Below are 21,901 nucleotides of genomic sequence, written 5' to 3'. Positions count from 1 at the left end.
GGTGCTATTGATTAAGACAACAAACTGAAGGCAATCATCCCGACAATCGCCCCGGTGGTGCCGAGGAGGGTTTCCATCAGCGTCCAGGTCTTCAGGGTTTCGCCTTCTGTTGCGCCGGTAAAGCGGCCAAACAACCAGAAACCAGCATCATTCACATGGCTGATAATAATGGAACCGCCCCCGATACAAATCGACAGCGCCGCCAGCTGCGCTCCGCTGTAGTGCAGCGGTTCGATCACCGGCATCACCAGGCCGACGGTGGTCAGGCAGGCCACTGTCGCCGAGCCCTGAATCACCCGCACCGCGCCGGAGAGGATAAAGCAGGCCAGCGCAATCGGCAGGCCTGCGCCAATCAATGCGTGCCCCAGCACCGGACCGACGCCGGAATCCACCAGCACCTGCTTAAACACCCCGCCCGCACCGATCACCAGCAGGATAATCCCCGCCGGTTGCAACGCGCTGCCACAGACCTGCATCACCTTCTCTTTATCCATGCCCTGACGGTACGCCAGGCCATAAATCGCCACCAGGCAGGCCAGCAGGATCGCGGTGAACGGATGGCCGATAAACTCCAGCCACTGGTACAGCCGCGAATCCGGCGTGGTGAAGCGGGCGCCGATGGTTTTCAACCCCACCAGCAGCAGCGGGAACAAAATCAGCGCCATGCTGAAGCGAAACGACGGCAGTTTGCCCTCTTCTACATCCGGCTGATTGTCTTCCGGTGGTGCGCTGAAGGTGACGTGTTTGGCGATCAGGCTACCAAACAGCGGACCGGCAATAATCATGCCTGGGATCGCAGCACACAGCCCCAACAGAATCATCCAGCCAAAATCGGCGTGCATTTGCGATGCCAGCAACATCGGAGCCGGTCCCGGCAGCAGGAAAGCGGCGGAAGCGGCCACCCCGGCAAACAACGGGATCACCAGTTTCACCAGGTTATCCCCGGTGCGACGCGCCACGGCAAAGGCGATGCTGATCAGCAGCACCACCGCCACTTCAAAGAACAGCGGCAGCGCGCAGATCAAACCAGCGATGCCCATCGCGTAATGCGCACGGCTTTCTCCGAAGGTTTTCAGCATGCGGATGGCAATCTGATCGACCGCGCCGGTTTCATGCAGGATTTTGCCGAACATCGCGCCCAGCGCCACCACAATGGCGAGGAAACCGAGCGTGCCGCCCATGCCTTTCTGCATGGTGTCAGCAATTTTGTCGAGCGGCATACCGGAGAACAACCCGGCACCAATGGAAACTAACATCAGGGCGACAAAGGCGTGCATACGCGCTTTCATCACCAAAAACAGCAGCAGCAGGACAGAGCCTGCTGCGGTTAACACCAGCGTTGCGGTACTCATGACTAACCCTTGTTGATTGCTCCCTTGATGGTCGCAACCGTGGCCGCAACTACCTCATCCAGTGAATGATTAATATCAACCACCAGTACATCGGGTTCGTTCGCGCCGGGTTCTTCCAGCGTGGCAAACTGCGTCACCAACATCTGTGGTTTGAAGAAGTGGCCTTTGCGGGCTTTCAGGCGGGATTCGATGGTTTCAAAATCGCCTTTCAGATAGACAAATTTCAGGTTGTGATTGCCCTGACGCAGGATGTCGCGATAGGACTTTTTCAGCGCCGAACAGACAATGATGGAGACTTCCTGGGTACGCTGCATAGCAAAAGCAGCATCGTTCAGCGCCTGCAACCATGGACGGCGATCGTTGTCATCCAGCGGATGGCCTTCGGCCATTTTCATAATGTTGCTGCGCGGATGCAGGAAGTCACCGTCGAGGAAGGCGGTGTTGAGTTGGTGTGAAACCTGATTGGCGACGGCAGACTTTCCGCTGCCGGACACACCCATCAGGATAAAAACATGATGCGACGGGGATGGCGTTGTCATTGTTTTGCGCTCCGGCAGCTAACCTGCCAATGTTACCGATAACAAATTCGATCATCATTGTCGGCACCCGATTACAGGCTGGCAACCCTTTTACCGGGAAAAGCACGAAAGTGTGAACTGACTCAAAAAATCGCCAGAATCAGATGCTGCCGCCTTCGGCAATTTCAAACCCGACATCCAGCGGCGCGGAGACCGAACGATCGCCACCAATTCGCGCCAGCAGCATCGCTGCCGACTCCCTTCCCATACGTTCACGCGGCGTCAGTACCGTCGCTAGGCGCGGGTTCACCACCTGGGTGATATCGTGCCCGTGGAAACCGGCAATCGCCATTTGGTCCGGTACGCTCAATCCCTGACGCTGGCACTCGAACATCGCACCGACCGCAAGGTCATCGTTGGTACAGAACAAACTGTCGGTTTGTGGATAGCACCGTTGTGCCTCACGCAACAGCAAGGCACCGGCGCTGAAGGACGAGGCATCTTCCATCATCACGCTATGCGGCGTCAGCCCCGCTTCACGCATCGCCTGCTCATAGCCCTGCTGTTTCTGGAGGGTACGTTCATCAAGGCGCGCGCCGAGGTAGACGGTGTGGCGGTGGCCCTTTTTCAGGATAGCATGGGTCATCTGACGCGCCGCTTCGACGTTGTTAAAGCCCACGGCCATATCGAGACAAGGTGAGACCGAATCCATCATTTCGATCACCGGGATGCCTGCGACTTCCAACATACGCAGCGTACCCGGCGTGTGGGTACGTTCCGTCAGGATCACCCCGTCGATATTCCAGCCCAGCAGCGAGCGTAGCTGCAGCTCCTCTTTCTGCGCGTTATAGCCGAAGTGCGCCACCAGCGTCTGATAACCCGCTTCATCGGTGACGGTTTCAATTCCGCGCAGCACGTCAGCAAATACCTGGTTGGTCAGTGAGGGCAGCAACACGCCGATGGCGCGACTGGTGGCATTCGAGAGCATATCCGGGGCACGGTTGGGGATGTAGCCCAGCTCGTCCAGCGCAATGGCGATTTTGTCACGCAGCGCAGCGGAGACCTGCTCGGGATTGCGCAGGTAGCGGCTGACGGTCATTTTGGTGATGCCGATGCGATCGGCAACGTCCTGTAGTACCGGTCTTTTTTTCTTCATCGTAAGCGCCTGAGGTCAGAGATACGCTGAGTCTATCATTAAATTGTCATGCGATTGTAAACGGGGCGCGGGAAGCGGGATCGTTGCCGAATGTCGGAGAAAAAGGCAAAAAAAAAGCCAGCACCCGAGCTGGCTAAGAAACACTGGAAGCAATGTGAGCAATGTCGTGCTTTCCCGGTTTGTCAGGAGGACGTCCCGGGACCGCATCGCAATAATAATCATTATCATTCGCGTCTGTAAAGTCCTTTTGCGAATTATTTTCCATTGACCACCGATTAAAAATCCTTGATGTTAAAGGGGATTTTTCAATTTTGCACAAGGAGCCGCACCATGAGTCTGATCATTGTCCGTCACACCATCCCTGATGACGCCGCCGCGCTGTTCCAGCTTTACAGCCACGCAGAGACCCAGGCGGATACCCTACATCTGCCGCTGCAATCACCGGCGCTGTGGCAGGAGCGACTGCAAAACATTCGCCCGGGTGAGCAACGTCTGGTGGCGTGCATTGATGGACAAGTGGTGGGACAACTCACCGTCAGCGTGCTGGAGACGATGCGCCGCCGCCATACCGCGACTCTCGGGATGGGGGTTGATCCGGCGTTTCACCGCCGTGGTGTCGGTTCCGCGCTGATGGCGGCGATGGTGGATCTATGCGACAACTGGTTGCAGGTGACGCGTATTGAGTTAACGGTGTTTACCGACAATAAAGCCGCGATTGGGTTATATCAGAAGTTTGGTTTTGAGATTGAGGGCACCGCGCGCCGCCATGCGATGCGTAACGGCGTGTTGGTGGATACCCATTATATGGCGCGGTTGAAATAGGGGGTTCCGCCCGCTGATGGCAGCGGTTTAACACCGAGAAGGTTCCGCCCGCCAGGCATTAGGGAGTTTCAGCTGCATCGTGCAGGCGGACGGGTTAAGGCCCGAGGGCGCGGGCCTTAACAATCCGCGCCCTGCGGCGTCCTCGCGCAGCGCATCGCGCTGTCCCCTCGCTTATCACTCAGGCCGCACGGCACGCGCGGATTCGCCATCCATGGCTCATTCCGCTCTCTCGCCGCATCCATGCGGCTCGGCCTGGCCTTCCCTCTGCGCTCGGCGCTGTGGATGCCGCCCACCCCACCGCCTGCAATCCCGCAGGAAAAAAAGCAAAAAGCGAAAAGAAACAAACAAAAAGATAACGGCAGCTACAGCAGCGGGTGGGGCGCCATCCGGACTCGCTGAGCGAATGAATGCTGCCAGGATGAGCCGCATGGATGCGGCGAAAGGCGGCGTTGAGTTGTAGCGGCGCGATTTATCGCGCAAAAAAAGAGGCTGGCGCGAGGCCCGGGATTGCAAAGGGTGCGGCCAGGCACCCTTTGCTCGGTCGCCGCACCGGCGAACTGAAACTACATCAGCCTATGGCGAACGAAACAACGCCAGTGCGAACGTTTAATACCCCGCACTCAAATCATCCACCGAACGCGGATCAGACGCGCCATAACGCGTCCCATCCGGCCCAATCATAATGCTCTGGGTGCTACCCATTGCCGGGAGCACCTTCACATGCTGACCTTTGCTCTCCAGCAGACGCAGGGTGTCCGGGCTAAAACCCTTCTCCACGCGCAGCTGATCCGGCAGCCACTGATGATGGAAGCGCGGTGCATTGGTCGCTTCGGCGACGTTCATACCGAAATCGATGCTGTTGACCACCATCTGCAACACAGTAGTGATAATGCGGCTGCCGCCAGGGCTACCGGTTACCAGCCAGGTTTTGCCATCCTTCACCACAATGGTCGGCGACATTGAGGACAATGGACGCTTGGCAGGCTGCACCGCATTGGCTTCACCACCGACCAGACCATAGACGTTTGGCGTACCCGGTTTGGCGGAGAAGTCATCCATCTCGTTGTTCATCAGGATGCCGCTCTGCCCGGCCACGATGCCGCTGCCAAAATAAGTATTCAGCGTGTAGGTCACCGCCACCGCGTTGCCGTCTTTGTCCACCACCGAGAAATGGGTGGTTTGATTGCTTTCATACGGCTCCAGCTTGCCCGGTTTGATCTCACTCGACGGGCGTGCCTTGTTGACGTCAATCTGCTGCGCCAGCGATTTCGCGTAGGCTTTGCTGGTCAATGCCTGCTGCGGCACCTTAATGAAATCCGGGTCGCCAAGATATTCCGAGCGATCGGCATAGGCGTATTTTTCCGCCTCGGCCATCACCTGCATCGCATCTGCACTGCCAAAACCCATTTTCGCCAGGTCAAAGTTTTCCAGGATGTTAAGGATTTCAATGATATGGATACCGCCTGATGACGGCGGTGGCATAGAGAAGACTTGATAACCGCGATAGCTGCCGCTGACCGGTTTACGCTCGACGGCGCGATAGGCCGCCAGATCGGCTTTACCAATCAGGCCACCGTGCTGCGCCATCTCACCGGCAATTTCGTCGGCAATTTTGCCTTTGTAGAACGCATCCGGCCCCTGCTGCGCAATCAGTTGCAGGCTGTGCGCGAGGTTTTTCTGCACCAGACGATCGCCCTGCTGATAAGGCTGCCCGTTGGCTTTGTAAAAGATGGCGCGGCTGTTGTCGTGATTGATCAGGTTCTCTTTGCCATAGGTGGCGAGGTCATCAGCCAGCGCATCGTTAACGATGATGCCGTTACGCGCCAGTTTGATCGCCGGGGCCAGTAGCGTGCTTAACGGCAGGGTGCCATATTTATGGGCTGCCAGCGCAAAACCGGCCACCGTGCCTGGTGTACCCGATGCCAGATGGGAAGTGAGTGACAACTTACTGTCGGCATTGCCTTGTTTATCGAGGAACATATCGCGCGAGGCACGCGCCGGGGCCATTTCGCGGAAATCGATGGCAGTGGTCTGGCCGGAGGCGGTGCGCAGCAACATAAATCCGCCGCCACCGAGATTTCCGGCCTGTGGATGGGTCACCGCCAGCGCGAAGCCAACCGCGATCGCGGCATCCACCGCATTGCCGCCCTGTTTGAGAATCTCCACGCCGACTTCGGTAGCAGTAGCATCCACCGAGGCTACCATGCCATGTTTCGCCTTCACCGGATGGAAGGTATCGCTATCCACACCATAAGAGACCGGCGGTGCGCTATTTGGTGCCGCCTGCGCCCCCTGCACCACAGTAAAACTCATCAACAACGCCCAGCCGAACCGGCGTACACTGCCTTGTATCCCCATGCCACTACCATCCTTTTCAGTTGTTTATAATTGTTTACATTGATGCAAGTGTTTACAAACACTGAAAAAGATTAGCAGCTAACTCAAATTAGGTGCACTCCTGGATTGGCCCTTTTTAATATCGCATAAACTTATGACAGTCGCAGATACGCCTGACACACGGCATCGCGGCATCAAATGGAGGAATGACCATGAAAAAATGGCTGATTGTTTTCGCTGCCCTGCTGCCGCTCAGCAGCATGGCGAATATGCTGAATAACACCAATGAACCGTTCAAACCGGGCTATAACCCCAGCCAGCAACGGGTGCAGACACAGATGCAAATCCAACAGCAGCAGCAGAAACAGAAGCTGCAACAGGATCAGCAGCAGCAGAAACAGGATTTACAGCGCAAAATGCAGGAACATCGCGATAGCGCCCAGCAGCGCGTCATCAAAACGCAGCCGGGCCAGCAGAACACCAATTAACGGAAGTCGGGTCCGATAAGGTCGATGCGGTCGGTACAGATCGCATCGATACCCCAGCTCAGCAGCTCGCGCGCCCGATCGGGCTGATTCACGGTGTACACCAGAATATGTAAGCCCGCCGCTTTCAACAGGGCGGTGCGTTCGGCATCCAGCAATTTGTGGTTGAGATGAATCGACACGCAATCAAGGCTCGACGTCAGCGCTTGCCAGTCATCATGCCAGCTATCCAGCAGCAAGCCACGCGGTAGCTCCGGCACTGCCTGCATGGCGGCTTCCAGCGCCTCATACGAGAAAGATGACAGCAGCGGCGCAGTTTGCCCCTGCCATAATTCACGTGCGGCTAACGCCACATCACGCCCGGTCTCCACCTCTTTGCCGGTAGTCGGTTTGATCTCAATATTCGCCATCATCTGATGCTGACGGCAGCGCGCCGCTACATCACTCAGCAGCGCCAGCGGCTCACCGGCAAATTTGTTGCTAAACCAGCTGCCCGCGTCTAGTTGTGCCAGCTTATCCCACGGCAGATCCCCCGCCACACCCCAACCGTTGCTGGTGCGATCGAGGGTGTCATCGTGCAGCAGGAAAATCTGCCGATCGTCTGAGAGTTTGGCGTCAAACTCAATCATCTGGTGGCGATAATGCGCGCCCACATCAATGGCGGCGAGGGTATTTTCCGGGGCCAGTTTACCGCCGCCACGATGGGCGACGATGCGCGGATACGGCCAGTTGTGCTTACTCATTCCAGACGCTTTCCATGAGTTGAATCGAAGAAATGTAACGCTTCCGACGGCAGATGCAGCCACAAGCTACTGCCCGCCAGCGGGCGTTCGCTGTGCGGCAAACGTACCACCAATCGCGCCTCACCGATACGACCGTGCGCCAGATTATCGGCACCGAGCATTTCCAGGGTTTCCACCACCAGCGGAATTCCGCCGGCATCCCGGCTGCTTAACTGAATATGTTCCGGGCGGATGCCCAGCGTCAGTGGCCGATTCGCCCACTTCGCCTTGCTTTCCCCCAACGGCAGCGCGTGCAGCGCATCGAGGGTAAAGCGGGTGCCATCGCTGTTGATTTGCCCCGGCAGCAGGTTCATCGCCGGTGAGCCGATGAAGGCAGCGACAAACTGGCTGGCCGGACGTTCATACACCTCAACCGGCGTGCCCACCTGCTCGACAATGCCTTTGTTCATCACCATCACGCGCTGCGCCAGCGTCATCGCCTCAACCTGGTCGTGCGTCACGTACAGGCTGGTGGTTTGCAGACGGCGGTGCAGCTGTTGCAGCTCCAGCCGCATCTGCACGCGCAGGCGGGCATCGAGGTTCGACAGCGGTTCATCAAACAGGAACACCGCCGGTTCACGTACGATGGCACGCCCCATCGCCACACGCTGTCGCTGACCACCGGACAACTCACGCGGGCGACGGGTCAGCAGATGATCCAGTTCGAGGCTGCGCGCCGCTTCCAGCACGCGCTGGCGGATCTGTTCTTTGCCCATGCCACGGATTTTCAGGCCATAGGCCATGTTCTCTTCCACCGTCATATGTGGATAGAGTGCGTAGTTCTGGAACACCATGGCAATGCCACGATCTTTCGGTTCCAAATCGGTCACGCGTTTGTCGTCGATATAGATATCACCAGAGCTGACGCGCTCCAGCCCGGCCACCATGCGCAGCAGCGTGGATTTACCGCAGCCGGAAGGCCCGACCATCACCATAAACTCGCCATCGTTAATGGTGATGTTCAGCGGCTGAATGATCTGATTTTTGCCGTCATACGATTTGGTGACGGTCTGAAGGGTTACGCCTGCCATTTTATTTTTCACTCTCCACCAGGCCACGCACAAAGGCACGCTGCATGACTAAAACCACCACCACCGGTGGGATCAGGGTTAATAACATTGCCGCCATCACTTCATTCCACTGCGTCGGGCCACCGCTGGTATTGATCATACTTCTCACCCCGGCCACGGCGGTGCCAAGGCTGGCGTCATTGATGATCAGCAACGGCCACAGATACTGGTTCCAGCCGTAGATAAAGGTGATGACGAACAGCGCCGCCAGATTGGTTTTCGATAGCGGCAGCACGATGTCCCAGAAAAAGCGCAGCGGACTGGCACCATCGATGCGTGCCGCTTCAATCAGTTCATCCGGCAGCGACATAAAGAACTGGCGAAACAGGAAGGTGGCGGTCGCCGAGGCCATCAGCGGCAACGTCAGGCCGCTGTAGCTGTCGAGCATATGCAGTGTCGAGATCACCTCTACCGTCGGGAATATACGTACTTCTACCGGCAACATCAGGGTGATGAAGATCAGCCAGAAAAACAGCGAGCGCAGCGGAAAGCGGAACCACACCAGCGCAAACGCCGATAGCATTGAGACGGCGATTTTGCCCACCGTGATACTCAGCGCCATCACCAGGCTGTTGAACAGCATCAGGCCAAAGGCCGGACCGCTGCCGTTGACGCCCTGCGTCCAGATGCGCGTGATGTTGTCCCATAGATGGGTGCCGGGGATCAGCGTCATCGGCACCTGGTACACCGCGTTGTTATCCAGCGTTGCCGCGACAAAGGCGACATACAGCGGGAACAGAATGGTCAGCACGCCCAACACCAGCAGCGTGTGGCTGAAGATATCCAGCCCGCGTCGGTTTTCAATCATTGGTATTGCACCTTACGCTCGACAAAGCGGAATTGCAGGATAGTCAGGCCGATCACCAACAGCATCAGCACCACCGATTGCGCCGCTGACGAGGAGAGATCCAGCCCGGTAAAACCTTCGCGATAAATTTTATAGATCAGCGTGGTGGTCGCCTGTACCGGGCCACCGCCGGTCGCGGCATCGATCACCGGGAAAGTGTCGAAGAAGGCGTACACCAGGTTGACCACCAGCAGGAAGAAACTCACCGGGGTGATCAACGGTAGCGACAGATTGAAGAAACGACGCACCGGTCCGGCACCGTCAATTGCCGCCGCTTCCACCAGCGATTTCGGGATCGATTGCAGCGCTGCAAAGAAAAACAGGAAGTTGTAGCTCATCTGCTGCCAAATCGATGCCAGCACAATCAGGAACATCGCCTGACCGCTGTTTTGCGCGTAGTTCCAGTTGTAACCGATCTGGTTAAGCAGATGGCTGAACAGACCGAGTCCGGGGTTAAACAAGAACATCCACAGTACCGCCGCCACTACCGGTGCGACCGCATACGGCAGCAGCAGCAAGGTTTGGTAAAGCTTTTTCAGCCGTACCACGTAATCCACCAACGCTGCCAGCAGCAGAGAAAACAACATGCCGCACACCGTCACCAGCGTACTGAATTCAATGGTGGTCCAGAATGAGGCCAGGTAGTACTCATCGCTGAACAGTCGCCTGAAGTTATCCAGCCCAACAAAGGTGCTGGAGATGCCAAAAGGATCAAGGTTTTGCAGCGAGTACCACAACGCTTCCCCGGCAGGCCACAGAAAGAAGATGGCGGTAATCACCAACTGTGGCAGAACCAGCAGATAAGGCAGCAAACGGGAGCGGAAAACCGGACGTGATGAGGACATAACGGACTCGTTCAGGCAGATAGATCGGGGCAGACACGCGGCCTGCCCCGTTACGGCGGGTTACTTCACTTGCTGCTCAAAACGGCGCAGCAGTTCGTTTCCACGTTTTACTGAGTTATCCAGCGCTGCCTGCGGCGACTGTTTGCCGGTCCACACGCTTTCCAGCTCCTCGTCCACGATGGTACGGATCTGCGGCATATTGCCCAGACGCATCCCTTTGGTGAACGGCAGCGGATCTTTGTTCAGCATCTGGCGCGTGGCGATATCGGCACCCGGATTCTTGTCGTAGAAGCCCTGCTTCTTGGTCAGCTCGTAAGCCGCCGTGGTGATCGGCAGATAACCGGTTTTCTGGTGCCACTCTGCCGCGATTTCTGGCTGCGCCAGGAACTGCATAAACTCCGCCACGCCTTTGTAGGTATTGGCATCTTTGCCTTTCATCACCCACAGGCTGGCACCACCGATAATGGCGTTCTGCGGCGCATTCGGCACGGTTGCGTCATACGGCATCATGCCGACACCAAAGTTGAATTTGGCGTAGTGTTTGATATCCGCCAGTGAACCGGAAGACGCGGTGGTGATGCCACAATCGCCGTTGTAGAACTTAGCGGTGGATTCATCTTTACGGCCAAAGTAGGTGAAATCACCCTTCTTGTTCATGTCTTCCAGCATCTGGATATGACGAACTTGCACTGGCTTGTTGAACTCCAGCACGGCATCGGTGCCGTCAAAGCCGTTGTTTTTGGTCGCGACCGGCAAGGCGTGCCAGGCGCTGAAGTTTTCAATCTGAATCCAGCCCTGCCAGCCGCTGGCGTAACCACAGGTCAGGCCAGCTTTACGCAGCGCGTCGGCGTCTTTCGCCAGTTCCTGCCAGGTTTTCGGTGGCTGATCCGGGTTCAGACCGGCTTTTTTGAAGGCGTCTTTGTTGTAGTACAGCACCGGGGTGGAGCTGTTGAACGGCTGAGAGATTAAATGGCCGCTGGAATCACTGTAGTAGCCCGCTACGGTCGGAACGAACTGTTTTTCATCAAACGCGATACCAGCGTCCTGGAACACCTGATGCACCGGCACAATGGCTTTGGACGCCATCATGGTGGCGGTGCCCACTTCATACACCTGCAAAATGGCCGGAGCTTTACCGGTACGGACTGCTGCAATCCCCGCCGCCAGGCTCTGTTCATAGTTGCCTTTGTAGACCGGGACGATTTTGTAATCTGGGTGAGCCTGGTTAAAACGTTGTGCCAGAGAATCGACTTCTTTGCCTAACTCGCCTTCCATGGAGTGCCAGAAAGGAATTTCGGTGGCGGCCAGTGCATTACCACTGAGCGCCAGACCGAGCAGGGCACTCATCAGGCGGGGACGAAGCGTAAAAGCGGACATAATGTTTTCCTGTGCATGTAGGTGCGCGCGAAATCACGCATTTTTTGTTCGCGAAGTAACATGACACGGGAAAATGACGGAAAAATAACAGGTTAATGACGGGAATGTGACAGGGATGTCGCCATGTCGCGGCGCGATTTATCGCGCCCCGTTGATTCAGTGCAGTGGCAAAAAAGCAGCGCGATAAATCGCGCCGCTACAAATCAAGCTCCGAGATACGCGCTACGTACTGCCTCGTTGGACAGCAACGCTTCGCCGCTATCCTCCAGCACCACATGCCCGTTCTCCAGCACGTAGCCACGGTCGGCCAGTTTCAGCGCCTGGTTGGCGTTCTGCTCTACAAGGAAGATGGTCATCCCTTCTTTACGCAGTTGCTCAATGGTGTCGAAAATCTGCTGAATAATAATCGGTGCCAGGCCGAGCGACGGTTCGTCCAGCAACAGCAGACGCGGCTGGCTCATCAGCGCACGGCCAATCGCCAGCATCTGCTGCTCACCACCGGACATCGTGCCTGCGCGCTGCACTTTACGCTCCGCCAGACGCGGGAACAGATCATAAACGCGTTCAATACGCTCCTGATACTGACCACGACTGGCAAAGAAGCCGCCCATCGCCAGGTTCTCTTCCACCGTCATGCGCGAAAACACCCGACGACCTTCCGGCACAATCGCGATCGCCTCACGCATGATGCGTGCAGTTTGCCAGTCGGTGATGGTTTTGCCATCAAACGTAATGGTGCCCGCCGTTGCACGTGGCTCGCCGCACAGCGTACCGAGCAGCGTAGTTTTTCCTGCACCGTTGGCACCAATCAGGGTGACAATCTCCCCCTGATTGATATACAGGCTGACGTTATGCAGCGCCTGGATTTTGCCATAATGGGCGCTGACGCTTTCAATGGTTAACATCGGGTTGGCCATGTTACGCCTCTCCTAAATAGGCACGGATCACGTCCGGGTTGTTACGAATCTCTTCCGGCGTGCCGTTGGCCAGCGGCGTTCCCTGATTGACCACATAGATGCGGTCAGAAATGCCCATCACCAGCTTCATATCATGTTCGATCAACAGCACCGACACCTTATGCGTTCCGCGCAGTTCGGCAATCAGTTCGTCCAGTTCATGGGTTTCCTTCGGGTTCAGACCGGCAGCCGGTTCATCCAGCATCAGGATTTCCGGACGCGTAACCATGCAGCGTGCAATCTCCAGACGACGTTGCTGACCATAAGCGAGGTTACCCGCCTGACGGTTCGCCAGCTCCAACAGGCCGATACGTTCCAGCCAGGTAGCGGCACGATCCAGCGCTTCGCTTTCGCCTTTGCGGAACGCCGGGGTTTTGAATAACCCGGAGAACACGCCGCTTTTCAGATGCTGATGTTGCGCCACCAGCAGGTTTTCAATCACCGTCATCTCACGGAACAGACGTACATGCTGGAAGGTACGCACAATGCCCATCCGCGCAATTTTCTGTCCCGGTAAGCCTGCCAGATTTTGATCGCGCAGTTTGATGCTACCGCCGGTGGGTTTGTAGAAACCGGTCAGGCAGTTGAACACCGTGGTTTTACCCGCGCCGTTCGGACCAATCAGCGAGACGATTTCCTGCTCGCGCAGTTCCAGCGCCACGTTGTTGACCGCCAGCAGGCCACCAAAACGCATCATCAGGCCTTCTACGGCTAATAAAGGCTGACTCATGCCTGCTCTCCTGCTTTACCCTGTTTCAATTTCAGTTGCGGACGCTTCATCGGCAGCAGACCCTGTGGGCGCCAAATCATCATCAGCACCATTAAGCCCCCCAACACCAGCATGCTGTATTCGTTGAGATCACGCATCAGCTCACGCGACACCACCAGCAGCACTGCCGCGAGGATCACCGCAAATTGCGATCCCATGCCGCCCAACACCACAATCGCCAGCACAAACGCCGACTCGACAAAGGTGAAGGATTCTGGGCTGACAAATCCCTGACGCGCAGCAAATAACGTACCGGCGAAACCGGCGAAAGCCGCGCTGATGGTAAACGCCGTCAGCTTGATACGTGTCGGGCTGAGACCGAGAGAACGACAAGCGATTTCATCTTCACGCAGTGCTTCCCAGGCGCGGCCCAGCGGCATACGCAGCAGGCGGTTGATGATAATCAACGTCAGCACCACCAGCAGCAACGCCACCAGGTAGAGGAAAATCACGCGATCATTGGGATCGTATTTCATGCCGAACACCTCGTGGAAGGTGCCCCAGCCTCCGTCACTGACCTTGCGACCAAACTCCAGGCCGAATAAGGTCGGTTTCGGGATTTGCGCGATGCCATTCGGACCGCCGGTAATCGCAGTGTTGTTCAGCAGCAGGATACGAACAATCTCGCCAAAGCCGAGGGTGACAATCGCCAGATAGTCGCCACGCAAACGCAGCACCGGGAAGCCAAGCAGCAAGCCAAACGCCCCGGCCACCAGCCCCGCCAGCGGCAAGCTCTGCCAGAAACCAAAACCGTAGTAGTGGTTCAGCAAAGCAAAGGTATAGGCACCAATGGCGTAGAAGCCGCCGTAGCCCAGTACCAACAGGCCCGACAACCCCACCACCACGTTCAGACCGAGGCCCAACATCACGTAGATCAACGTCAGCGTGGCGATATCCACGCTACCGCGCGACACCAGGAACGGCCAGATCACTGCCGCAACGATCATCAACACCATCACCAGCTTCTGCTTGGGTGTCGAACCATCAAAGCCCGGCAGCACCAACCCGTTACCGCTGCGCTTCAACGCGCCCTGGAATAACGGACGCAACAACTGGAACAGGAATACCACGCCGCAACCGACAAAAATCCAGTTCCAGCGTACCGTCCCTGCGTTGGACACCACCAGTTTGGTGCCATCAAGATCGAGGCGCATCCCCATAAAGAAGGTGGCGAGCACCAGCAACATCACCGTAGAGATAACGGCGTTAACCAGTCCGAGGCGCTTCATACTTTTTCCACCTCCGGGCGGCCAAGGATGCCGGTTGGCATCACCAACAACACCACAATCAGCAGCGCAAAGGAGACCACATCTTTATATTCGGTGGAGAGATAGGCCGAGGTCAGCGCTTCGGCAATGCCCAGCACCAGGCCGCCGATCATCGCACCCGGAATGCTACCAATCCCACCCAGCACCGCGGCGGTAAAGGCTTTCATCCCCGCCATAAAGCCGATAAACGGGTTGATGGAACCGTAGAACTGCCCCAGCAGCACCCCGGCCACCGCCGCCATGGCTGCGCCAATCACAAAGGTCAGCGAAATCACACGATCGGTATTGATACCCAGCAGGCTGGCCATTTTCAGGTCTTCTGCACAGGCTCGGCAGGCGCGTCCCATACGTGAATAACGGATAAATACCGTCAGTGCCAACATGGCGATAAAGGTCACTACCCAGATCATTAACTGCATGGTGGAGAGCGTGGCGGCAAAGCCGTTGCTTTCACCTAACGTCCATTGCCCGGTGATCAGGCTCGGCAACGCGAGGTCGCGCGAGCCTTGCGTCAGGCTGACGTAGTTTTGCAGGAAGATCGACATCCCGATGGCGGAGATCAGCGCGATCAGGCGCTTAGAGGAACGCACCGGCTTATAGGCCACACGTTCAATGCTCCAGCCGTAAGCGCTGGAGATGATGATCGCCATGACAAAACCTGCGGCAATCATCAGCCAGGTGGTGTCGATGCCCATCATCATCAGCGCGGCGATGACGATAAAGGAGACATAGCTACCGATCATGTACACCTCGCCGTGGGCGAAGTTGATCATGCCGATAATGCCGTAAACCATGGTGTACCCAATGGCGATCAGCGCGTAAGTGCTGCCCAGGGTCACTCCGTTGAACATCTGCTGGAGGAAATAGAGGAACTGCTCGGACATAACAAGTACCTTAGAAACACGTCCGTGATGGTAAATCGTTACCGCGACTGGCGGTAAATTAACCGGTTTGAGTAAGGGCGGCCCTGAGGCCGCCCCTGCGATCGTGCTGGATGCAACGATTATTTGATCGCGGTAGATGAGCCGTCTTTATGCCATTTGAAGATGCCGAACTCGAAGCCTTTCAGGTCACCTTTCTGGTCCCAGCTGAGGTTGCCCATCACCGTCGGCACTGGTGCACCTTCTTTCAGGTTCTTGGCGATCGCATCAGGCTCGTCGCTCTTGCTGCGTTCAATACCGGCCACCAGCGACTGAATCGCGGCATAGGTCGTCCAGACGAACGGACCGGTCGGATCTTTGCGGTTCGGTGCGGTGTTAGCTTTGATGGCATCCACAATCGCTTTGTTGTCCGGCAGTTGGTCATAGCGCTTCGGCAGCGTCACGTACAGACCTTCAGACGCATCACCAGCGATGTTAGACAGTGAGGCGTTGCCCACCCCTTCCGGTCCCATAAAGCCCGCATTCAGACCTGCCGCTTTTGCCTGGCGCAGAATCTGGCCCAGCTCCGGGTAGTAACCACCGTAGTAAACGAAATCGACGTTGTCTTTCTTCAGACGAGCAATCAGGGTGGAGAAATCTTTATCGCCAGCAGTGATACCTTCGAACAGCACCACGTTGCCGCCTTTGGCTTTCAGGGTTTTCTGCACGGATTCCGCCAGACCCTGACCGTACTGCTGCTTGTCATGCACCACAGCGATACGTTTCGGTTTGATGGTGTCCAGGATGTAGTTCGCCGCCGTCGGGCCTTGATCGGAATCCAGACCGGTGGTGCGCATCACATCAGCATAACCACGCGCGGTCAGTTCCGGTGCGGTGGCTGCCGGGGTAATCATCAGCACGCCTTCATCGTTATAAATATCAGACGCAGGCTGGGTAGAAGAGGAGCACAGGTGACCGATAACGTATTTGATACCGTCGTTGACCACTTTGTTGGCAACCGCTACCGCTTGTTTCGGGTCACAGGCGTCGTCGTATTCCACGCCAACCAGCTTATCGCCGTTGACACCGCCTTTAGCATTGATGTCCTTAATGGCCTGGGCCGCACCGGTAAATTGCATGTCGCCGTATTGGGCTACCGGGCCGGTTGCTGCGCCGACGATGGCAATTTTGATGTCTTTTGCCAGCGCCGCATGGCTCAGCGCCAGCGCCACGCAGCCCGCCAATAATGCGCGTCCTTTACTCATTTTCATGCGAACTTCCCCATCTGTTGTGTCGTGTCTGTTGTGGTTTGGATTATTTTCTGCCAGTGAAAGAGGAAAACTGATTCTGGAATAATGAGTTAGCGCACTTTTCTGGCATTTATTGGTAATAAGGCTTTATTTTTCAGGTTATTAAACAGGAAGTTTCTTCTGTAAATCAACTGACATATTCAGTTATAGCTGGATTGAACAGCAGAATCGTCTGGTTGTTATGGCCGCATTTTCGCCGACTTACCAGCTAATTATGCTGGCTATTTAACCAACCATCGCCCTGTTTAACTATCATTCTGGCAAACAGGCTGTTGTTTGACCTATTTTTATCAAAAAAAAGTGACAGCGCTCTGACTGTCTAAATTCGCTACACTATGCCCTTTGCACTAGTACAGGTACGGGGAATGAAGCTCACTATTCAGCGCTTAACATCGTTGTCGACGCAGGATCGCATCGACCTGACGAAAGTCTGGCCTGAGATCGATATTTCACAACTGGAAGCCCAGCTAAGCGAAACGCAGCGCATGTATGCCGCGCGCTTTAATGATCGTTTGCTGGCGGCATTACAACTGACCATTCAGGGCACGCAGGGAAAAATTACCCATCTTCAGGTGCGGGATGTGACCCGTCGCCGCGGCGTGGGGAAATATTTGCTGGAGGAGACGCTGGCGCAGAACAGTTCGCTGGCGGATTGGTGGGTTGCCGATGACGGCGCTGATGATCAGGGCGTTCGCGCTGCGTTTATGCAGGCTTGTGGTTTTCGCGCGCAGGCTGATGGCTGGACGCGCTAAAACGTAGCGGCGCGATTTATCGCGCTTTTGTCCGTTATATTAACGTCAAAGGCGCGCGATAAATCGCGCCGCTACGGGGTATGTGCTTTTATCAGGCTTCAATCGCCATACGTAATTTCTTCATGGCGTTCTTTTCCAACTGGCGCACACGCTCTGCGGAAACGCCGTATTGGTCGGCCAGTTCCTGCAAGGTGGTTTTGTTCTCTTCATCCAGCCAGCGCGCACGGATGATGTGCTGACTACGCTCGTCCAGACCCTGCATCGCGTCGGTCAGTTTATCGGCGGCGTGTGCATCCCAGTTGTCCTCTTCAATACCATCAGCAAAGTCAGAGGTTTTATCCTGTAGATACAGCACTGGAGCCATGGATTTGCTTTCGCCGTTTTCGTCGTCAGCCGACATGTCGAAAGTCATATCCTGTGCCGCCATGCGCGATTCCATTTCACGCACATCTTTGCTGCTCACGCCCAGCTCGCGCGCTACCATTTCGACTTCATCCTGGTTAAACCAGCCCAGACGCTGCTTAGTTTTACGCAGGTTAAAGAACAGCTTACGCTGTGCTTTAGTAGTAGCGACCTTCACAATACGCCAGTTGCGCAGGACGTATTCATGAATCTCAGCTTTAATCCAGTGCACGGCAAACGACACCAGACGCACACCGACTTCAGGATTGAAGCGACGCACCGCCTTCATCAGGCCGATGTTCCCTTCCTGAATCAGGTCTGCCTGTGGCAAGCCGTAACCGGAATAGTTACGAGCGATATGAACAACAAAGCGCAGATGAGACAGGATCAGCGTCTTAGCCGCATCCAGATCGCCCTGGTAATGCAGCCGTTCAGCCAGCGCTTTTTCCTCTTCTGCCGACAGCATCGGCCAGACGTTAGCAGCCCGGATATATGATTCCAGGTTGCCAAGAGGAGCAATAGCTAAAGTTTGCATTTCTTTGGTCATTCAAACCCTCACAAATTCAGTGGAATATTGCTGCACGTTCCCATGAGCAGACGATACATTACGTCAACGTTGCTGGAAATCTGAAAGCAATCTGTGCTACCCGAACTTAGAGATCAAAGTTATCCACAAGTTCAATTGTAACGGTGAATATTTTACACACAGATGACAGGAAGGGAAGCGGAGAAAAAATCCTCTGCACCCGATTGTCGGCAGCAGAGGACTATTATACCAAAAAAATGTGTCAGGCGTTTACTGCGGCGTAAATCGGCGTAAATGTTGTACCGTTGCCAGCCAGGCCGCAATCCAGCCGATAATGGCGGCAATCAATAGCAGCAGCAACGCTTCATCCCAGGAAAAACCTTCCAGATCAAAGCTGGTGCCAAATACTTGCGCCACCTGCGCCACCACCGATTGCAGACGTAGCACCAGCACCTCGGACAGGATTAGCGATAATACCGCGCCGCTAAAGCCCAGCATCGCCCCGCCGTAAAGGAATGGACGCAGGATAAAGCCGTCAGTGGCCCCCAGCAATTTCTGCACGTTGATGGTATCGCGGCGCGCAAAAATGCTGAGGCGCACGCTGTTGCCAATCACCAGGAATACCGCGATGACCATCAACAAGCCAATGATCTCAGCAATTTGCCCGACTAACCCGGACAACGCCGCCAGGCGGGCAAACCAGCTGTCGTCCATACGGACTTCATCCACGCCCTGCACTTTCGACACGCGATCACGCAGGCTTGCCAGCGTATCGGCGCTCTGGAAATTCAGCTTCGGCGTGATAATCGCCACCGCTGGCAGCGGATTCTGCTCCAGCATATCCATCGCACCGCCAAAACCCGACCAGTTGCGGAACTCGTTAAGCGCTTCTTCACGCGTCAGATAGTCGACGTTCTTCACACCATCCAACTGCTTCAGCTGTGCTGTGACGTTTTCCGCTGCGGTGTCATCCAGCGTTTTGGAGAGATAAACGGTCAGCTGCGGTGCCGGATACCACTGCGTCGCCGCCTGACTGACGTTTTTCCACACCATATAGCAGACACTCGGCAGCGTCAGCGAGATAGCAATCACCATCACCGTCAGCAACGTCGCCAGCGGCTGCCGCCACATATCAGAGACTGTGCCACGCAGCGCATAGCGCCACTGCTCCTGCCAGCCACCTTTTAGTGCTTTGCTTTTCGAAGGCTGTTTCGCTTTTGGCGCAGGTGCGCGCTTATTGCGTTTATTGACCATCATGGCCTCCGTGCAGGCGTCCCTGATTAAGCGTCATCAAGCGATAGTTACGACGGGCGATCAGCCCCATATCATGGGTAGCCATCAGCACCGTCACACCAACGCGGTTGAATTCTTCAAACAGGCGCAGAATATCTTCCGACAGCGCTTCATCAAGGTTACCGGTCGGTTCATCCGCCAGCAGCACGGCAGGTTTATTTACCACGGCACGCGCAATGCCAACACGCTGCTGTTCACCGCCAGAGAGCTGAATCGGGAAACTTTTCGCTTTGTCGAGCAGGCCCACTTTATCCAGTGCCGCTGAAACGCGACGGCGAATATCCTCACCGCTGGCTCCCGAGATAATCAGCGGGATCGCCACGTTGTCATACACCGAACGATCCATCAGCAGATGGTGATCCTGAAAGATCATGCCAATCTGACGACGCAAGAAGGGCACTTCGCTATTCCGCAGCCGTGAGATGTCGTGCCCGCTGAACCAGATCTTCCCGGCGCTCGGGCGCTCAATACCACAAATCAGCTTCAGTAAGGTACTTTTCCCCGCGCCAGAGTGGCCGGTCAAAAACGCCATTTCACCGGGGCGCAGATGAAAATCCACGCCCTGGAGCGCCTGACGCCCGCCCAGATATGCCTTACTGACCTCTTCAAAGCGAATCATCCCAATTAGTCCTCTCGGGCAAACAGTGCCTCAATAAAGTCTGCGGCCTTAAACGGCCGTAAATCCTCGATGCCTTCCCCGACACCGATATAACGAATCGGAATGCCAAACTGATCGGCAACCGAGAAGATCACACCACCTTTTGCGGTGCCATCCAGTTTTGTCAGCGTGATGCCGGTCAGGCCCACCGCTTCATGGAACAGTTTCGCCTGGCTGATGGCGTTCTGCCCGGTGCTGGCGTCAATGGTCAACATCACTTCATGTGGTGCATCTTCATCTAACTTCTTCATCACGCGCGTGATTTTCTTCAGTTCTTCCATCAGATGCGATTTGTTTTGCAGACGTCCGGCGGTATCGGCAATCAACACATCGACGTTACGCGCTTTCGCCGCCTGGATAGAGTCAAAAATCACTGACGCGGAATCCGCACCAGTATGCTGTGCGATAACCGGGATGTTGTTGCGCTGACCCCAGACCTGCAACTGCTCAACCGCCGCCGCACGGAAGGTATCGCCCGCCGCCAGCATCACGGATTTGCCTTCGGCCTGATACTGGCGCGCCAGCTTGCCGATGGTAGTGGTTTTACCGACACCGTTGACCCCAACCATCAGGATCACAAACGGCGTTTTACCTGAAACATCCAGTGGAGCATCAACTTTGTCGAGAATCCCGGCCATTTCCGCTTTCAACAAACCATAAAGCGCTTCCGCATCACGCAGTTGTTTGCGGTTTGCCTGCTGGGTCAGATTGGTGATGATGCGTCTGGTGGTTTCAACACCCACGTCAGCGATCAACAGTTGCTCTTCCAGCTCCTCAAACAGATCATCATCGATTTTCTTGCCGCGGAACAGACTGATAAATCCGGAACCAAGATTGGCACGGGTTTTTACAAGGCTGCGTTTCAGACGGGCAAAGAAGCCCTCTTTGGTTGGGCGTTCCTGCTCCTGCGCCACAATGGGTGCGGCGGCCAGCGGCAGATCGCTGACGGTATCCTCAGGGACTTCCGGCTCAACTTCTGATGCAACTTCCGGTGCGTCTTCCGCCAATGCCAGCGCTTCGAGTTCTTCATCGCTCAGCGGACTGTCGTCTGCGTCCTGCGTCTCTTCGGCAACCGGCTCAATCTTAGGTTGCTCCAGCGCTTCTGGCAGGGCTTCTTCTTCAGCGGCAACCTCCTGCGCTTCAACCTGCTGCTCTGCCACCTGCTCGGTGATGGCGACGGTTTCTTCAGCCTGCGCTTCGGCGCGATCTAACGCGCTCTCTTCAACGGCTGGCTCCTGCGCCACCTCGGCGGGTTGCTGCTCTTCGGCAGGCTGTTGCGTCTCTTCTTCTTTGCCAAAACCTAGCCAGGAAAAAAAGCCGCGTTTTTTCTCTTTTGCCATTGCGTAACCACACTCCTCGATGGCTTATTCCCGGTAGCACGCTGTTCCCAGGGGATAAAAAATTCAATTTTAAGGCTTCAGCCGCGTAAAAATCAGTGCATTACACGCGCCATACCAACTCAGTAGTCTAACACTTTCCAGCCAGCGCACCACAGCACCCTTTTTTACGTTTCTTC

Annotated in this window: 21 protein-coding genes; 3 read left to right on the top strand and 18 right to left on the bottom strand. The window is 55.9% G+C overall.

Translation table 11 applies throughout. The features are described from left to right. Positions 1 to 11: 11 nt before the first annotated feature. The 3 genes from gntU to gntR all read right to left on the bottom strand — a co-directional run bounded on the left by gntU (position 12) and on the right by gntR (position 3,026). On the bottom strand, positions 12 to 1,352 hold the full coding sequence (gene gntU, locus AC6I8W_RS01540; RefSeq protein WP_497836697.1) for a gluconate transporter: 1,341 nt from the start codon (positions 1,350 to 1,352) through the stop codon (positions 12 to 14). A gap of 2 nt (positions 1,353 to 1,354) precedes the next feature. Beyond that, the gene (gene gntK, locus AC6I8W_RS01535; protein ID WP_021184064.1) at positions 1,355 to 1,891 is read right to left on the bottom strand and encodes a gluconokinase; all 537 of its coding nucleotides are present in this window, start codon (positions 1,889 to 1,891) and stop codon (positions 1,355 to 1,357) included. Positions 1,892 to 2,030: 139 nt separating this feature from the next. Then, a complete protein-coding gene (gene gntR, locus AC6I8W_RS01530) occupies positions 2,031 to 3,026 on the bottom strand; it encodes a gluconate operon transcriptional repressor GntR (protein ID WP_497836696.1) in 996 nt (331 codons plus the stop codon). 330 nt (positions 3,027 to 3,356) lie between these two features. Here gntR and AC6I8W_RS01525 point away from each other — a divergent pair, with 330 nt between their 5' ends. Then, positions 3,357 to 3,848, top strand: a complete 492-nt coding sequence (locus AC6I8W_RS01525; protein WP_497836695.1) for a GNAT family N-acetyltransferase — start codon at positions 3,357 to 3,359, stop codon at positions 3,846 to 3,848. A gap of 606 nt (positions 3,849 to 4,454) precedes the next feature. On the opposite strand, the gene ggt is transcribed toward AC6I8W_RS01525, so the two are convergent. Next, a complete protein-coding gene (ggt, locus tag AC6I8W_RS01520; RefSeq protein ID WP_497836694.1) occupies positions 4,455 to 6,206 on the bottom strand; it encodes a gamma-glutamyltransferase in 1,752 nt (583 codons plus the stop codon). A gap of 191 nt (positions 6,207 to 6,397) precedes the next feature. Between ggt and AC6I8W_RS01515 the strand changes: the two genes are divergently transcribed. After that, entirely contained in the window at positions 6,398 to 6,673 is a 276-nt protein-coding gene (locus tag AC6I8W_RS01515; protein ID WP_497836693.1) for a DUF2756 domain-containing protein, read from the top strand. On the opposite strand, the gene ugpQ is transcribed toward AC6I8W_RS01515, so the two are convergent. The 10 genes from ugpQ to AC6I8W_RS01465 all read right to left on the bottom strand — a co-directional run bounded on the left by ugpQ (position 6,670) and on the right by AC6I8W_RS01465 (position 16,715). After that, the gene (ugpQ, locus tag AC6I8W_RS01510; protein ID WP_497836692.1) at positions 6,670 to 7,413 is read right to left on the bottom strand and encodes a glycerophosphodiester phosphodiesterase; all 744 of its coding nucleotides are present in this window, start codon (positions 7,411 to 7,413) and stop codon (positions 6,670 to 6,672) included. The genes AC6I8W_RS01515 and ugpQ overlap by 4 nt on opposite strands. Further along, complete coding sequence (locus AC6I8W_RS01505; protein WP_497836691.1) at positions 7,410 to 8,483, bottom strand: sn-glycerol-3-phosphate import ATP-binding protein UgpC; 1,074 nt, start codon at positions 8,481 to 8,483, stop codon at positions 7,410 to 7,412. Before AC6I8W_RS01505 ends, ugpQ begins: the two co-directional genes overlap by 4 nt. A 1-nt stretch (position 8,484) precedes the next feature. Continuing rightward, complete coding sequence (gene ugpE / locus AC6I8W_RS01500; RefSeq protein ID WP_497836690.1) at positions 8,485 to 9,330, bottom strand: sn-glycerol-3-phosphate ABC transporter permease UgpE; 846 nt, start codon at positions 9,328 to 9,330, stop codon at positions 8,485 to 8,487. Further along, on the bottom strand, positions 9,327 to 10,214 hold the full coding sequence (gene ugpA / locus AC6I8W_RS01495) for a sn-glycerol-3-phosphate ABC transporter permease UgpA (RefSeq protein WP_497836689.1): 888 nt from the start codon (positions 10,212 to 10,214) through the stop codon (positions 9,327 to 9,329). The genes ugpE and ugpA overlap by 4 nt, the downstream gene beginning before the upstream one ends. Before the next feature lie 60 nt (positions 10,215 to 10,274). After that, positions 10,275 to 11,591 carry a sn-glycerol-3-phosphate ABC transporter substrate-binding protein UgpB gene (ugpB, locus tag AC6I8W_RS01490; RefSeq protein ID WP_497836688.1) on the bottom strand — a complete coding sequence of 439 codons (1,317 nt, stop codon included), beginning with the start codon at positions 11,589 to 11,591 and terminating at the stop codon, positions 10,275 to 10,277. A gap of 203 nt (positions 11,592 to 11,794) precedes the next feature. Then, positions 11,795 to 12,508 carry a high-affinity branched-chain amino acid ABC transporter ATP-binding protein LivF gene (livF, locus tag AC6I8W_RS01485; RefSeq protein WP_497836687.1) on the bottom strand — a complete coding sequence of 238 codons (714 nt, stop codon included), beginning with the start codon at positions 12,506 to 12,508 and terminating at the stop codon, positions 11,795 to 11,797. A gap of 1 nt (position 12,509) precedes the next feature. Beyond that, a complete protein-coding gene (gene livG, locus AC6I8W_RS01480) occupies positions 12,510 to 13,277 on the bottom strand; it encodes a high-affinity branched-chain amino acid ABC transporter ATP-binding protein LivG (RefSeq protein WP_013507459.1) in 768 nt (255 codons plus the stop codon). Beyond that, entirely contained in the window at positions 13,274 to 14,545 is a 1,272-nt protein-coding gene (locus tag AC6I8W_RS01475; RefSeq protein WP_497836686.1) for a high-affinity branched-chain amino acid ABC transporter permease LivM, read from the bottom strand. Before AC6I8W_RS01475 ends, livG begins: the two co-directional genes overlap by 4 nt. After that, on the bottom strand, positions 14,542 to 15,468 hold the full coding sequence (gene livH, locus AC6I8W_RS01470) for a high-affinity branched-chain amino acid ABC transporter permease LivH (RefSeq protein ID WP_013507457.1): 927 nt from the start codon (positions 15,466 to 15,468) through the stop codon (positions 14,542 to 14,544). The genes AC6I8W_RS01475 and livH overlap by 4 nt, the downstream gene beginning before the upstream one ends. 119 nt (positions 15,469 to 15,587) lie before the next feature. Next, positions 15,588 to 16,715, bottom strand: a complete 1,128-nt coding sequence (locus tag AC6I8W_RS01465) for a branched-chain amino acid ABC transporter substrate-binding protein (protein ID WP_497836685.1) — start codon at positions 16,713 to 16,715, stop codon at positions 15,588 to 15,590. A gap of 404 nt (positions 16,716 to 17,119) precedes the next feature. On the opposite strand from AC6I8W_RS01465, the gene panM reads away from it, so the two are divergent. Further along, complete coding sequence (gene panM / locus AC6I8W_RS01460) at positions 17,120 to 17,506, top strand: aspartate 1-decarboxylase autocleavage activator PanM (RefSeq protein ID WP_497836684.1); 387 nt, start codon at positions 17,120 to 17,122, stop codon at positions 17,504 to 17,506. Positions 17,507 to 17,597: 91 nt separating this feature from the next. Here the strand turns inward: panM and rpoH are convergent, their stop codons facing one another. The 4 genes from rpoH to ftsY all read right to left on the bottom strand — a co-directional run bounded on the left by rpoH (position 17,598) and on the right by ftsY (position 21,725). Then, positions 17,598 to 18,455, bottom strand: a complete 858-nt coding sequence (gene rpoH / locus AC6I8W_RS01455) for an RNA polymerase sigma factor RpoH (protein WP_497836683.1) — start codon at positions 18,453 to 18,455, stop codon at positions 17,598 to 17,600. A gap of 249 nt (positions 18,456 to 18,704) precedes the next feature. Next, positions 18,705 to 19,688 (bottom strand): permease-like cell division protein FtsX, encoded by a 984-nt coding sequence (gene ftsX, locus AC6I8W_RS01450; RefSeq protein ID WP_497838084.1) that lies wholly within the window; start codon positions 19,686 to 19,688, stop codon positions 18,705 to 18,707. Continuing rightward, the gene (ftsE, locus tag AC6I8W_RS01445; RefSeq protein ID WP_497836682.1) at positions 19,678 to 20,346 is read right to left on the bottom strand and encodes a cell division ATP-binding protein FtsE; all 669 of its coding nucleotides are present in this window, start codon (positions 20,344 to 20,346) and stop codon (positions 19,678 to 19,680) included. The genes ftsX and ftsE overlap by 11 nt, the downstream gene beginning before the upstream one ends. A gap of 5 nt (positions 20,347 to 20,351) precedes the next feature. Then, positions 20,352 to 21,725 carry a signal recognition particle-docking protein FtsY gene (gene ftsY, locus AC6I8W_RS01440; protein WP_497836681.1) on the bottom strand — a complete coding sequence of 458 codons (1,374 nt, stop codon included), beginning with the start codon at positions 21,723 to 21,725 and terminating at the stop codon, positions 20,352 to 20,354. Positions 21,726 to 21,901 lie beyond the last annotated feature (176 nt).

This window comes from Pantoea sp. X-Soil-TKNS-1211, from assembly GCF_059730495.1.
The sequence above is the reverse complement of the archived record's forward strand: the minus strand, read 5'-3'. Positions and strand labels throughout refer to the sequence as shown.

Bases quoted from the DNA above. Each gene is read 5' to 3' on its own strand.
- livH (WP_013507457.1), bottom strand. From the start codon at position 15,468: ATGTCCGAGCAGTTCCTCTATTTCCTCCAGCAGATGTTCAACGGAGTG.
- ftsX (WP_497838084.1), bottom strand. From the start codon at position 19,688: ATGGTCAATAAACGCAATAAGCGCGCACCTGCGCCAAAAGCGAAACAG.
- panM (WP_497836684.1), top strand. From the start codon at position 17,120: ATGAAGCTCACTATTCAGCGCTTAACATCGTTGTCGACGCAGGATCGC.
- gntU (WP_497836697.1), bottom strand. From the start codon at position 1,352: ATGAGTACCGCAACGCTGGTGTTAACCGCAGCAGGCTCTGTCCTGCTG.
- ftsY (WP_497836681.1), bottom strand. From the start codon at position 21,725: ATGGCAAAAGAGAAAAAACGCGGCTTTTTTTCCTGGCTAGGTTTTGGC.
- AC6I8W_RS01465 (WP_497836685.1), bottom strand. From the start codon at position 16,715: ATGAAAATGAGTAAAGGACGCGCATTATTGGCGGGCTGCGTGGCGCTG.
- ggt (WP_497836694.1), bottom strand. From the start codon at position 6,206: ATGGGGATACAAGGCAGTGTACGCCGGTTCGGCTGGGCGTTGTTGATG.
- rpoH (WP_497836683.1), bottom strand. From the start codon at position 18,455: ATGACCAAAGAAATGCAAACTTTAGCTATTGCTCCTCTTGGCAACCTG.
- livG (WP_013507459.1), bottom strand. From the start codon at position 13,277: ATGAGTCAGCCTTTATTAGCCGTAGAAGGCCTGATGATGCGTTTTGGT.
- ugpA (WP_497836689.1), bottom strand. From the start codon at position 10,214: ATGTCCTCATCACGTCCGGTTTTCCGCTCCCGTTTGCTGCCTTATCTG.
- livF (WP_497836687.1), bottom strand. From the start codon at position 12,508: ATGGCCAACCCGATGTTAACCATTGAAAGCGTCAGCGCCCATTATGGC.
- AC6I8W_RS01525 (WP_497836695.1), top strand. From the start codon at position 3,357: ATGAGTCTGATCATTGTCCGTCACACCATCCCTGATGACGCCGCCGCG.
- ugpB (WP_497836688.1), bottom strand. From the start codon at position 11,591: ATGTCCGCTTTTACGCTTCGTCCCCGCCTGATGAGTGCCCTGCTCGGT.
- AC6I8W_RS01505 (WP_497836691.1), bottom strand. From the start codon at position 8,483: ATGGCAGGCGTAACCCTTCAGACCGTCACCAAATCGTATGACGGCAAA.
- AC6I8W_RS01515 (WP_497836693.1), top strand. From the start codon at position 6,398: ATGAAAAAATGGCTGATTGTTTTCGCTGCCCTGCTGCCGCTCAGCAGC.
- gntK (WP_021184064.1), bottom strand. From the start codon at position 1,891: ATGACAACGCCATCCCCGTCGCATCATGTTTTTATCCTGATGGGTGTG.
- ugpE (WP_497836690.1), bottom strand. From the start codon at position 9,330: ATGATTGAAAACCGACGCGGGCTGGATATCTTCAGCCACACGCTGCTG.
- gntR (WP_497836696.1), bottom strand. From the start codon at position 3,026: ATGAAGAAAAAAAGACCGGTACTACAGGACGTTGCCGATCGCATCGGC.
- ugpQ (WP_497836692.1), bottom strand. From the start codon at position 7,413: ATGAGTAAGCACAACTGGCCGTATCCGCGCATCGTCGCCCATCGTGGC.
- AC6I8W_RS01475 (WP_497836686.1), bottom strand. From the start codon at position 14,545: ATGAAGCGCCTCGGACTGGTTAACGCCGTTATCTCTACGGTGATGTTG.
- ftsE (WP_497836682.1), bottom strand. From the start codon at position 20,346: ATGATTCGCTTTGAAGAGGTCAGTAAGGCATATCTGGGCGGGCGTCAG.